Annotated in this window: 10 protein-coding genes and 1 pseudogene; 7 read left to right on the forward strand and 4 right to left on the reverse strand. The window is 43.0% G+C overall.

All coding sequences use genetic code 11. From position 1 onward, the window contains the following. The first annotated feature begins 53 nt into the window (after window positions 1–53). From mvk to DBT49_RS06520, 7 genes and pseudogenes are all read left to right on the forward strand, one after another. Entirely contained in the window at window positions 54–1,028 is a 975-nt protein-coding gene (gene mvk, locus DBT49_RS06490) for a mevalonate kinase (RefSeq protein WP_070559789.1), read from the forward strand. Window positions 1,029–1,031: 3 nt separating this feature from the next. Beyond that, window positions 1,032–2,003, forward strand: a pseudogene (mvaD, locus tag DBT49_RS06495) (diphosphomevalonate decarboxylase); the annotation flags it as partial. A 273-nt stretch (window positions 2,004–2,276) separates the two neighbouring features. Beyond that, window positions 2,277–3,398 carry a phosphomevalonate kinase gene (locus DBT49_RS06500; RefSeq protein WP_070559785.1) on the forward strand — a complete coding sequence of 374 codons (1,122 nt, stop codon included), beginning with the start codon at window positions 2,277–2,279 and terminating at the stop codon, window positions 3,396–3,398. A gap of 63 nt (window positions 3,399–3,461) precedes the next feature. Further along, a complete protein-coding gene (gene fni, locus DBT49_RS06505) occupies window positions 3,462–4,511 on the forward strand; it encodes a type 2 isopentenyl-diphosphate Delta-isomerase (RefSeq protein WP_070559783.1) in 1,050 nt (349 codons plus the stop codon). A 228-nt stretch (window positions 4,512–4,739) separates the two neighbouring features. Continuing rightward, the gene (cysK, locus tag DBT49_RS06510) at window positions 4,740–5,657 is read left to right on the forward strand and encodes a cysteine synthase A (RefSeq protein WP_070559781.1); all 918 of its coding nucleotides are present in this window, start codon (window positions 4,740–4,742) and stop codon (window positions 5,655–5,657) included. Between the two features lie 115 nt (window positions 5,658–5,772). Continuing rightward, the gene (gene epsC, locus DBT49_RS06515; RefSeq protein ID WP_064292198.1) at window positions 5,773–6,333 is read left to right on the forward strand and encodes a serine O-acetyltransferase EpsC; all 561 of its coding nucleotides are present in this window, start codon (window positions 5,773–5,775) and stop codon (window positions 6,331–6,333) included. Window positions 6,334–6,509: 176 nt separating this feature from the next. Then, on the forward strand, window positions 6,510–7,358 hold the full coding sequence (locus DBT49_RS06520) for a patatin-like phospholipase family protein (RefSeq protein ID WP_198434545.1): 849 nt from the start codon (window positions 6,510–6,512) through the stop codon (window positions 7,356–7,358). A 92-nt stretch (window positions 7,359–7,450) separates the two neighbouring features. Here the strand turns inward: DBT49_RS06520 and DBT49_RS06525 are convergent, their stop codons facing one another. From DBT49_RS06525 to secA2, 4 genes are all read right to left on the reverse strand, one after another. Further along, the gene (locus tag DBT49_RS06525; RefSeq protein WP_070559777.1) at window positions 7,451–8,344 is read right to left on the reverse strand and encodes a DMT family transporter; all 894 of its coding nucleotides are present in this window, start codon (window positions 8,342–8,344) and stop codon (window positions 7,451–7,453) included. A 246-nt stretch (window positions 8,345–8,590) separates the two neighbouring features. Next, the gene (locus tag DBT49_RS06530; protein WP_070559775.1) at window positions 8,591–9,877 is read right to left on the reverse strand and encodes a glycosyltransferase; all 1,287 of its coding nucleotides are present in this window, start codon (window positions 9,875–9,877) and stop codon (window positions 8,591–8,593) included. 26 nt (window positions 9,878–9,903) lie between these two features. Then, on the reverse strand, window positions 9,904–10,095 hold the full coding sequence (locus DBT49_RS06535; RefSeq protein ID WP_070559774.1) for a DUF3899 domain-containing protein: 192 nt from the start codon (window positions 10,093–10,095) through the stop codon (window positions 9,904–9,906). Between the two features lie 27 nt (window positions 10,096–10,122). Continuing rightward, a complete protein-coding gene (secA2, locus tag DBT49_RS06540; RefSeq protein WP_070559772.1) occupies window positions 10,123–12,489 on the reverse strand; it encodes an accessory Sec system translocase SecA2 in 2,367 nt (788 codons plus the stop codon). Window positions 12,490–12,499 lie beyond the last annotated feature (10 nt).

A 12,499-nucleotide genomic window follows, 5' to 3' on the forward strand; every position in this document is an offset into this window, starting at 1 on the left:
GGGCTTTTATTGTATGATAAGGCTATTAGAAATGGCGGAAACGAGGGAAAATCATGCGCGAAATTTGCGGCAAATCACATGGAAAATTAATTTTAATGGGGGAGCACAGTGTGGTCTATGGACAGCCATCAATTGCCCTGCCCTTTCGAGCAGTAACCATTCAAGTCAAGCTGGAACCGGCTGGTAATTATTCTTACTTATTCAGTGATATCTATGAGGGACCCGTTGAAGAAGCCCCCAAGAAACTTGACGCCTTGGTGGGGCTCTTTAACCGCCTCCGCCATGATTTCTTAAGCAGTCATGACCACTTTCTGATTAAGGTGAATAGTAATATTCCGGTTGAACGTGGCTTAGGGAGCTCAGCTGCCCTATCGGTAGCCTTTATCCGTGCCTTTTTTAATTACTTAGGTAAGGATTTGTCCAATGAAGTCTTACTCGATTATGCGGACTTTGCCGAAACCATTAGTCACGGGACCCCTAGTGGCCTTGATGCCCGGGTTACGGCCTATAACCAACCCCTCTACTTCAAAAAAGGGGAAACAGCCCAACCCTTCCATTTCCATACCCCCTATTGGCTAGTGATTGCTGACACTGGAATTTCAGGAAATACTAAGCAAACCGTGAAAAATGTCCGGGATGCCTATGAAAGCCCCTTTGCTAGCCGGCAAATCGCTACTCAAAAAACCATTAAACATCTGGGACTTTTAACTACCGACCTGACCCAGGCCTTAAAAGCACCACAACCTTCCTTAGAGAAACTGGCTGCTTTAATTAATGCGGCCCAACATGACCTGGCTGCCCTCCAAGTCTCCAGCCCAGAATTGAGCTGGGGAATTGATTACATGCGCCAACATGGAGCCGTGGCAGCCAAATTGACCGGTGGCGGAGGCGGTGGCTGCTACTATGCTCTGGTTCCTGACCGTCAAAGCGGTGAAAAACTCATCCAGGCCTTAGCGGATAGTCCTAGTGCCTGTCAAAGCTGGTTAATGCCTTTTTCAAGTGAATCAAATACAAGTGAAAAGGAGTAAACTATGGAAAAATATCGTGGTATTTGTCGAGCCCATACCAATATTGCCCTAATTAAATATTGGGGAAAACGTGATGATGAACTCATCCTACCCATGAATAGTAATCTTTCTTTAACCTTGGACCGTTTTTATTCAGAAACCCAAATCAGCTTCTCTAAGGATATCGTGGAAGACTGCTTCCAACTTGATGGGGAGTGGCAAGACAATAGTGAAGTTGAGAAGATTAGCCGTTTTGTTGATCTCTTCCGTCAATTGGCCCAGGTAGACTTGGCTTGTGAAGTCATTTCCTACAACCATGTGCCCACTGCGGCAGGCTTGGCCTCATCAGCTTCTGCCTTTGCGGCCTTAGCCGGTGCTTGCAATCAGGCCCTCCGCTTAGACCTGGACCCTCTTGCCCTTTCCCGCTTAGCCCGACGCGGATCAGGCTCAGCCACTCGGAGTATTTTCGGTGGCTTTGTCGAATGGCAAAAGGGCACTGGCGACCATGATTCCCAAGCTGTCCCCTTCGATGATGCCAATTGGGATGTGGGCATGGTGGTCCTGGCCTTAAATACCAAAAAGAAGGCCATCAGTTCCCGACGAGGAATGAAGCACACGGTTGCAACCTCCCCCTTCTACCAATTATGGCCCCAGGTTAGCGAGAAAAAGCTCCTAGAAATGAAAGCCGCTATTAAGGCTCGAGACCTGGATTGGATGGGAGAAATTGCTGAAAACCACGCCATGTTAATGCACGCCACTACCCTATCGGCCGACCCCGCCTTTACCTATTTAGAAGCAGAATCGCTCAAGGCCATTGAAGCGGTCAAAGGTCTCCGCCAACAGGGCTATAAGGCCTACTTCACCATGGACGCCGGTCCTAATGTAAAGATTCTCTGTCCTTATTCTCAGTCCCAAGCCATTATCGATGCCTTGGCGCCTGAATTTGGGGCTGACCGACTAATTGCCAGCCGCCCAGGCCCAGGTATCCAATATTTAGAAGCATTTTCTGAACAGAAAACTCGCAACAAAACTTCACAAAGCGTGAACCAAGAAGAAAACCCTGAAGACGACAAGCTAGAACTGCTCAATGAGGAGTTGGGTGAAGACAGCTTGGACAGCCAAGAAGAATTTATGAAACGTTTAGCCAAGCAAAAGCTCACCCTGCAAGAAGAGTTAGAAGAAATTTTTAACCACTCTGCCCCTCACAATTTTTTTAGACCATCGAATCCGCTCCCCCATGATCCCAATGATTCACAGGAGGAATTGTAAATGGAAACCATTATTAGTAAACGCCCAGGAAAGTTATATTTGGCTGGTGAATACGCCATTGTCCATTCCTTCCAAGGGGCTTTATTAGTAGCGGTTGACACCTATGTCACCGTCGAGTTGCGCCCCCTCGACCAAACTCAGTCGCGCTTATCGACTAACCAGGCCCAAGAAACTTTTATCTGGACAGTTAGTAATGACGGTGAGATCAGTGGGATCCCTAAGCAATTCTTATTAGTCAAGACCTTGATCCAAACCGCCTACCAATATTTACAGGAAAGTGGTCGCGTGGAGGATTCTTTTAAAAGTATTGACCTAAAAATTTCCAGTGACCTAGATAGTCCTGACGGGAAAAAATATGGCCTAGGCTCCAGTGCTGCAGTCAGCATGGCTATCCTGGAAGCGATTCTTAAATTCTACCAGGTTGACCAAGACCACTCCAAGAAGGCCTTTGCCTATCTCCTCTACCAACTAGGGGCTATCGCCCAAATCAAAATCGACCTCAAGGGCTCTTTTGGCGACTTGGCTGCTTCAGCTTTTGGGGGCTGCATCTACTATCAAAATTTTGACCATACTTGGTTGAAGGAAAGAGTCAAGCATGAAGGAATGAAAGTCCTAGACCTCATCCAGATGCACTGGGATGGTCTCATGATCGAACCCCTGACTCTATCTCCCGATTGGAAGCTCCATGTGGCCTGGACCGAAAAACCGAGTTCTACCGAAGCCATGCTATCGGGTAAGTCAACAAGAAAAACAGACAAGCATGAGTTTTCACTTAGCGAACGCCATTTCCGCTACGCCAGTCAACAATGCGTGATTCTAATCCGCCAAGCCATTATCGACCAAGATTACTTTGTTTTTACTAAGGCCTTAACTTATAACAGTCATTTATTGTATAACTATACCAAACACCGGCAAAAACCTTACTTAACCACCGATTTAAGGGCAGCTATTGATTTGGCCCGAGCTGCCGGAGGAACGAGTAAGGTTTCCGGAGCAGGTGGCGGGGATTGTGCCATTGCCTTTAGCGATGAAACAGCCATTGGAGAACAGATTGATCAAGCTTGGCATGAAGCCGGTATCCACCCACTCGACTTGGGACTGTGCCCTAGCTTCCTCCAATAAATCAACCACTTTTCACAAGCAAGTGCCATTACCTATTTAATCTTAAGTTAAAAGGAGAATTCCATGAAGAATCGTAAAGATGACCACATTAAGCTTGCCGATTGGCAGTATGCTCAAAGCGCTACCGATTTCGATGCCATCCGCTTTGTCCACCATTCCCTGCCCCATATTGACGCTGACCAAGTCCAACTCAATACCCAGCTCTTCGGTCAAGAATTCCCCTTTCCTTTCTTTATAAACGCCATGACTGGAGGCAGTGAATGGACCAAGGCCATTAATGAAAAATTCGCCACCGTGGCCCGGGAAACTGGCCTGATGATGGCAACGGGGTCAGTCTCCCAAGCCATAAAAGACCCCGACACAGCCGATAGTTTCCAAATTGTCCGCCAAAGCAATCCCAAGGGCTTCATTATCGCTAACATTGGCATGAATCATGGCCTAGCTGGAGCCAAACAAGCTCTAGAAATCACGGATGCCGACGCCCTTGCAATTCATTTAAATACGCCCCAGGAGCTGGCCATGCCAGAAGGCGACCGTCATTTTAAAGCCGTTAAGGATAATATCCAAGCCATTGTAGAGGGGGTTGACCGCCCTGTCATGGTCAAGGAGGTTGGCTTTGGCATGAGTCGTGAAACGATTGAAGAACTCCTCTCACTTGGTGTCAAGACGGTGGATGTCAGTGGCCAAGGAGGGACCAACTTCATCGCTATCGAGAACGAGCGCCGCAGTCTTAAAGATATGGACTATCTGACACAATGGGGGCAAAGTACCGCAATCTCCTTACTTGAAGCCCAAAGTTTAAAAGAACAAGTCGATGTCATCGCTTCTGGTGGAGTTAAAACGCCACTCCATGTGGCCCTGTCCTTAGCCTTAGGGGCTAAGGCCGTTGGGATGAGTGGGCAATTTCTCCACCTGGTCCTCAATCACGGCGTTCAAGAAACCATTGATTGGGTAGAAGAATTCAAGAACCAAGTTCGTATGCTCATGGTCTTAAACAATAGCCAAACTCTTAGCGACTTAGAAAAGACCGACTTAATTATTTCCGGACCAGTAAGAGACTGGTGCCTAGCCCGTCAGATCCCCTACCAAGACTTTAGCCACCGTTCCCGCTAATAGACTTCTTACCTAATCGCTCCCTAGCCTCATGGTTAGGGCTTTTTTGTTCTATTGACGTTTAATAGCCCAGTCTAGCGATCAGTAATGATTGGTAATTTATTTCCAGCTTTTGAAGGGGTTAGCTTTGCAGAAGAGGCATTATGCGTTATAATAGTATTAGCTACTTGCTAACAAAAAGTAAGTGACAATTAGCTTTCTATCCACAGCTTAAGGAGGAATTTTAAAATGGTTTATAATAATATTTCTGAAGCAATTGGTAATACACCAATTATTAAATTAGCACATGAGGACAAAGATTCTGCTGATATTTATGTCAAGTTAGAATCCCGTAACCCAGGGGGCTCAGTCAAAGACCGCCCCGTTAAATACATTCTTAAGAGCTTACTCGACAGTGGCGAATTAGAAAAAGGCGGAACAATTGTTGAATCCACTTCAGGCAATACCGGGGTTGCTCTTTCTATGTTAGGTGCCGCTTTTGGTCTCCATGTGATTATCGTGATGCCAGAAACCATGTCGGTTGAACGTCGTAACTTGATCCAAGCTTACGGAGCTGAACTGGTCTTAACCCCAGGCTCTGAAGGCATGAAAGGTGCCGGCGAAAAGGCAGCAGAAATTGCTAGAGAAAAGAACGCTCCAATCTTTGGCCAATTTGTCCGCCACGAAAACGTTCAAGCCCATGAAGAAACCACTGCTAAAGAAATCTTAGCCGACTTAGACCAAGTGGATGGCTTCGTGGCTGGTATTGGTACTGGTGGTACCGTAACAGGTGTCGGTAAAACCTTAAAGGCCCATGACAAAAACACTGTAGTTTGGGGTGTTGAACCAGAAGGCTCCCCACTATTAAACGAAGGTAAAGCTGGATCACACAAGATTCAAGGGATTGGGGCTAACTTCATTCCTAAGATCTTAGACCAAAATGTCCTCGACAAAGTGGACATCATCTCCAACGAAGACGCTATCCAAGGTGCTGTTCATTTAGCTCATGAATACGGTATCCTAGCTGGCTTCTCTTCAGGTGGTAACTATGTTTCCGCAAAACGTCTCGCTAAAGAACTTGGCCCTGGCAAACATGTCGTGACTGTCCTTCCAGATACAGGAGAACGTTACCTCTCTACCGGAGCATTCTCAAATGACGGAGAATAAGGCAAGCGGTCAAGATCAGCTTCCCTCTGACATGGGAAAAAAAACCATCAAAATTCAATCACGAACTGTTCCTGGCATGTCTCTCTCCTCACTCACAAGAGATACCCTAGAATCGATGGAAGATAATGAAGACAAGTGGATCCGCTTAGCCAAGATCATCTATGATAATGACCCAGCGGCCCACTCCTGGCAGGAAGTCTATGACCTCTACCCCAGTATTAAGGCGCTCCGTGCCCATGAACAAGCCCACTATTATTACAATAATGGGGACTACTACTTGGCCCGGCAACTGGCTGAAGAATCGCGGCGGGAAACCGGGATTGAAATTCATCCAGGAGCTCAACTTAGTGATACGGTCTTTATTGACCATGGCATGGGTGTGGTCATTGGTGAAACCGCTGTGATTAGTGATAACGTCAAGCTCTTCCACGGCGTCACCCTAGGCGGTGTCGGTAGGGAAAAAGGCTGCAAACGCCACCCTACTATCCAAGACCATGTTGAAATTGGGGCAGGTGCCAAACTATTAGGTAATATTACCATTGGCCACCATAGTAAAATTGGGGCTAATGCGGTTGTCCTAGAAGACGTGCCGCCCTATGCGACGGCAGTCGGTATGCCGGCTCGGATTATCCTCCATGATAAAAACTGGAACCGTATTGGTGACTATGTCATCTAATTAAAGCATTCAAACAGCTTATCTTGTCATGAATCACTCCCCTAACTAAGACATCGTTTCATGGCTGATAAGCTGTTTTATTTATGCATGCTTAAGGGGAAGCGCTTATATCCTCTTAGAAAAAACTTATGTTAAAATAGGGATCATTATCAAAATTTGTAGAAAGGAATGTGGGCATTTTGACTGTTGGACTTGTTCTTGAAGGTGGCGGTATGCGGGCCTTATTTTCCGCTGGGGTATTGGATGTTTTTCTATCGGAAGGAATCCAGGTTGACCAGATTGTTGGAGTATCGGCAGGAGCTCTCTATGGAGTCAATTACCCCTCCCAGCAAAGTGGTCGGGCCCTACGTTATAACAAGAAATATATCAAAGATAAGCGCTATATCAGCCTAAGTAACTGGGTAAAAACTGGAAATATGGTATCGACCGATTTTGCCTACCACCAAGTCCCCTTTGAACTCGATCCCTTTGACGAGGAGACCTATGAAGCCAGTCTCAGCGATTTTTATGCGGTGGCTACCAATGTTGAAAGCGGTCAGGCAGAATATTTACTAATTGAAAATGCTGAAGAGCAAATTGATGTCTTGCGGGCTAGTGGCTCTATGCCCTTCGTTTCTAAAATGGTTCCAATCAACGGCGAGAAATATTTAGATGGTGGCCTAGCCGATTCCATCCCCTACCGCTTCATGCAGTCCTTAGGAGTCGACCGGCTGATCATCGTTCTAACCCAACCCTACGGCTACCGTAAGAAAGACAAAAATAATTTCCTTGCTAAAAAAATCTATGGCAAAGAATACCCTCATTTAGTCAAAACCATTGAAGGCAGACCCTCCATGTACAATCAACAAGTCGCTGAGGTGGAGAAATTAGCCCAAAATGAGCAAGCCTTTGTCCTGCAACCTTCCCACCCCCTCGAAGTCAAACGTCTGGAACGTGATCCTGACCGTTTACAAGCCACCTACGACCACGGGGTTGACGTCGCCAAAAAACAAGTAGCCGCATTAAAAGATTACCTGACTTATTAATTGAAAAAAAGCATGGTTAGCTGTGCATCTCAGTCACCCTGAGATCAAGCTTGACCATGCTTTTTTATTTGTCATTTTTTAAATTGATTAACTTATTCATGGGCGGTTAGAAAGACCGTCAGCAAGATAAAGGCCATGCCTAAGTAATCGATCAAGGCAAAACTTTCGCCTAGTAGTATCACCGATAAAATCGTTGCGGTTAAGGGCTCTACTGACCCAATCAAGGAAGCAGCTAAGGGGCCAATAAAGGTGACACTGGAAAGATAGAAAATATAAGGGACAATGGTTCCTACAATAATGGTTAAGGTAAACCAAGCTAAAAAGTGAAGAGAAAGTTCTGGTGGGACTAGGTGCTCAAAGTTGAAAAATATCAAGAAAATTCCACCAAATAGCATGCCAATTCCCGTCACTGGTAAAGATCCATAGTGGTCAATGACCTTTAAAGGAAGGACATTGAGGAGCGCTAGGCCAAATGCCGACATCAATCCCCAGAAAAAGGCCTCTTTGGATAAAATAAAGTGGCCTAACTGACCATGAGTGACTAAGAGAAAGACCCCAATAATAGTGAATAAAAGGGCCACAACTTCCCTTCTAATCGGCCAACGACGACCAACCAAGCAATAATAAACCAACAAAAATATCGGGCCAATAAATTGAAGGATAGTCGCCATCCCGGAATTACTATAATGAATCGTCATCAAATAGGAAAACTGGTTAAAAACTATCCCACAAATCCCAAATATTGCCATTTGTAAGAGTGACCGTTTATCTTGTTTTAACTTTGCAACGGGTAATTTCCTCTTATGTGCCAGGAAAAGGAAAATCGAGATTCCTGCTATCAACATCCGGTACATGGTCAGCTGCAAAGGCATCATATTATAGGTCTGCATCAGGTGCTGACTCAAAACGCCCCCTAGACCCCAGGAACTACAGGCTAAAATCGTGGTAATAATGGCTCGTTTTCTAATCCCGCTTTTAATATGCATAAATAACCTCTCATCTTTATTAGTTAAGTTATTTAATAGTAATAAAAACTATTTTTAATATAACTAACTAATATTAATTTTTACTCCCTTAAGAATATAAAATATCTAATAAGTAAATTCAATGAGAACTTAGCAATTTTTCCAAAAACAGTTTTCTATTTTCGATCAAGCTTGACTAAAAAAGCCAGTTACTCAAAGTAGAGAAAGACTGGCAGTTAAAGGATTATTCGCTTATAAAGAGTTAGACTATTCTGACTGAAAGCTATCCTCTTTTAGTAAGAATTTAACCCTATCGACCATGGCATCTAGTTCATCTGTAGGGAAAACCATATCTTGGTCAAGTAAGTCTGGGCGATGGGCTGTGGCTTCAAAGGCGACCACTGGAAGGCCTTTTTGAATCGCATGGTTGACGATATCATCTACTTCGGCGTAGTAATTGATGTCCAGGTAGATATCGGACTGGTTTAGTAAAGTCTCAATTAAATCACTGTGAGCGAAAGGATGAATAAAGATATTCTCCAGGTTTTCTGCTAAGTCAATGAGGCTTGGCGCCACCACAGTATAGGCTACAATATGAATGCAGAGATCAGGGAGAGCTCGAGCTAAAGCTTCGACTTGTTCGATTTCGGCTGAATGAGTTAGGATGAGAGCCTGGTGTGGAAAGTCTTTACGACTAAAGTACCTGTCATAGTCAGTATCCCAGGCAATTTTTGCTTCATCATCGAAATCTTCATAATAGCTTTGACCCCGATATAACTTGTCAATATAAGAGTTTAAAGTCACATGAGGATCATAGCCAAAATTCTGTAAATTAAAGACTTTCTGACTTAAATTTTTGATATTATCATTGAAGTGTTTAACTAGGTTTCGACCACTTGTCGACATAATTGAACTATCGTGTTGCCGATAAGCATACAGGTTCAAATCAATGGAATAAATCTCCGAAGCAGCCATATACCAGCGATAGGTTGTTGCTGAATCTTCATACCAGACCCCTATTGGAAATAAATTCTGGCGCACAATATCTGCTTTGACCAACTTACACCATGCCGTAGTGAATGACAGGGGAATTGTCCCGTCTTCATCTTTTCTTATTGCATCATGACTATCATAGGACGCTATCGTAGGCAGCCCTGGCGTCATCAACCAATAATCGCCAGCATCGTTAAAATATTTGCAGGCCCCGATGACGATATCTGCCTGCTTATCCTGAGCAATACGGTGTAAGATTTCTAATGTATTTTCAACAATCTTATCGTCTGAATCCAAAAAGAAAATATATTCTCCTTTAGACTGGCTCGTCCCAAAATTGCGGGCTGCAGACAGGCCTTGATTTTCTTGATGAAACAACTTAAAGCGCTCATCTCTCTTACAGTAGTTATCTGCAATAACTGGTGAAGCATCCGAGGAGCCGTCGTTAACCATGATGACTTCAAAGTCTGTAAAGGTCTGATTTCTCACTGATTCTAAGCATTCAATCAAGTATTTTTCAACTTTGTAGATTGGAATGATAATTGAAATTTTTGGATTCATTGCTACCTCCTTTCATTACCTTTCAATTAAAATATATTAAGTAGTCTTATAATCAAAGCTAAAAAAATAGAAATAACCATCAGAAAAGCTATTACATAAGGTAATTTATTTGTGCTAGTCTTTTCGTCTTCCTCTTTTTTTGATTCCTTTTCTTCCCGTTGATCTTTAATCATCTTCTTAATTTCTTGATCAACATAATTTTCCTTATTATTCTTCATAAATTCACCCCATCATAGCTATAATCTCTATGCAAACTGAATTATTGGCTGACCATTTTTATCTGGTAATATTTGACTTAATGATAAATAGTAAATAACTCTTTGATAAATTTGATCTTTCATTTCATTATAAGACCAAAGTGCTTCCTTTTGATATTCATAGATAGGATTTCGTTGGGCTGATCCTCTAGTCACTACAACCTGTTTAAATTGAGTGAGGTAATCAACTTGTTCTACCCAAACTTCATCAATGGCTTTTAAAATACATTTACGCTCAAAATCTTCAAAATAGTTTCCGTATCCTAGACGCTCTTTTTTAGATTCTAATATAGTAAAAAAGATACCCAGTAAATAATCGACTAAGTCCGAATCGGATAAATGTTCAATATTTTTAGGTTCATAATTATAAGTTAGATTATCAAATATCCAACGATCAATTTGTACTTTGCGACTTCTATTAGGATCAAGGTTATCTACAGCCAATCCCATCACGCGCTGTGCAACTTGGTCTAGATCGATTTCTTCTAACCCTTGGCCTTCTAGAAGTTCATCACGGGTTTGATAAATAATCTTTCTTTGAATACTCATATCCTCATCCATTTGAATGATTTGCTTTCTAGCATTTTCTCCACTAGCATCACTCGCCTCTTGGGCTTGGTTAAAGTATTTCTCGTAACGAAAATTAGATAGTTGCTTAATATCATTAATCTCTTCATCTGGATCCGACTGATAGCGGATATGCTCTGGTGCCCACTTTTGGATGAGTTCGTCTTCTAAGGAGACAAAGAATTTACTCATTCCTGGGTCTCCTTGCCTTCCTGCTCGACCACGAAGCTGTAAATCAATACGTTCACTAACCATTCTTTCAGTTCCAATGACTGCTAGGCCGCCTAAGTCAGCAACTCCTTGCCCTAACTTAATGTCTGTCCCCCGACCAGCCATCGCGGTGGCAACCGTGACTGCACCATATTGTCCTGCTTCTTTAATCATTTCTGCCTCTTTAGCTTCATTGTAGGCATTGAGCACATTATGAGGAATACCATCATTCAGCAAAATCGTTGAATATAACCTGGATAGCTGAACTGATCCTGTCGCAATTAATAAGGGTTGTCCAGTCGCATGCTTTTCTTCGATGTATTGGATAGAAGCAGCCAGTTTTTCAGGAAAGCTACGGTAAATTTCATCAGCATAGTCTTTACGAATGACGGGCCTATTCGTTGGAATTGAAACAACTTCCATATTATAAGTCTCAATGAATTCGTCCTCTGCTGGTTTTCCTGTACCAGTCATACCAGCCATACGATCAAAAAGTAAGAATAAATTTTGGTAAGTTATAGAAGCCATTGACCGGTTTTCATCTGTTAATTCCACATGTTCCTTGGCTTCAATAGCTTGATGTTGTCCTGCCTGTAAACGAGTGCCTTTTAACACCCGACCATCACGACTATCTAATAATTCTACCTTCCCATCACGAACCACATAATCTTTTTCATTAGTGAATAATTCATGGGCTTTAAGAGCTAAACTAACATGACGAACGAGCTCTCGATTTGAACTCGCATAAAATTTATCTAAGCGAAAGTAAGTTTCTGCATATTCTATTCCTTCTTGGGTAAGCCAAACTGCATCTTTTTCCACGGTAACTTCATAATCCAGTCCTACTTCAAGGCTTTCAACGAAATCATTAGCTAGTTGGTAGAAATTAGACTGGACTCTTGGAGAACCTGAAATAACTAGCGGACTAGTCGCTCCATCAAGCAAGACCGCATCCACTTCATCAATAATGACATAATAAAAGTTACGTAAAAATTGATCGTCTTTGTCAGCAGCTAAATTCTCTCCCAGGTAATCGAAGCCTAGTGCTGAATGAGTAGTGTATACAATGTCAGATTCATAAATTTTTCTTTTGTCTTCAGCTGTCAAATTCTCTGAATCCTCAGAGACTCCTATTGCAATGGTTAAGCCCATAAAACGATATAGGTATCCCATTTCCTCAGCATCACGGCGAGATAAATAATCGTTAACTGTAACTAGAATTACCCCTTTTCCTGTCAATGCATTGAGATACAAAGGCATAGTGGCTGTTAGAGTTTTACCTTCACCAGTTTTCATTTCAGCAATGTTTCCCTCATGTAATACAATGGCACCAATTACTTGGACATCATAGGGGTACATCCCTAACACCCGTTTAGCAGCCTCTCTAACTACTGCATAGGCTTCAGGAAGAAGATCATTTAAGCTTTCACCTGCTTGATAGCGTTCTTTAAATTCATTAGTTTTCTGTTTGAGGTCACCATCTGATAATTGAGCCATGTCTCCAGCATATGCATTAACTTGATGAAGTATACGGTTCAGCCTCTTTAACCGACCTTTATCTAAATCAACTTTAAACATGGTGAGCCCC

This window comes from Aerococcus mictus, from assembly GCF_003286595.3.
GTDB classification, from domain to species: domain Bacteria; phylum Bacillota; class Bacilli; order Lactobacillales; family Aerococcaceae; genus Aerococcus; species Aerococcus mictus.

What these genes read in the sequence shown, in the direction of transcription:
- mvk (WP_070559789.1), top strand. Translation starts at nt 54, where the DNA reads ATGCGCGAAATTTGCGGCAAATCACATGGAAAATTAATTTTAATGGGG.
- DBT49_RS06500 (WP_070559785.1), top strand. Translation starts at nt 2,277, where the DNA reads ATGGAAACCATTATTAGTAAACGCCCAGGAAAGTTATATTTGGCTGGT.
- fni (WP_070559783.1), top strand. Translation starts at nt 3,462, where the DNA reads ATGAAGAATCGTAAAGATGACCACATTAAGCTTGCCGATTGGCAGTAT.
- cysK (WP_070559781.1), top strand. Translation starts at nt 4,740, where the DNA reads ATGGTTTATAATAATATTTCTGAAGCAATTGGTAATACACCAATTATT.
- epsC (WP_064292198.1), top strand. Translation starts at nt 5,773, where the DNA reads ATGGAAGATAATGAAGACAAGTGGATCCGCTTAGCCAAGATCATCTAT.
- DBT49_RS06525 (WP_070559777.1), bottom strand. Translation starts at nt 8,344, where the DNA reads ATGCATATTAAAAGCGGGATTAGAAAACGAGCCATTATTACCACGATT.
- DBT49_RS06530 (WP_070559775.1), bottom strand. Translation starts at nt 9,877, where the DNA reads ATGAATCCAAAAATTTCAATTATCATTCCAATCTACAAAGTTGAAAAA.
- DBT49_RS06535 (WP_070559774.1), bottom strand. Translation starts at nt 10,095, where the DNA reads ATGAAGAATAATAAGGAAAATTATGTTGATCAAGAAATTAAGAAGATG.
- secA2 (WP_070559772.1), bottom strand. Translation starts at nt 12,489, where the DNA reads ATGTTTAAAGTTGATTTAGATAAAGGTCGGTTAAAGAGGCTGAACCGT.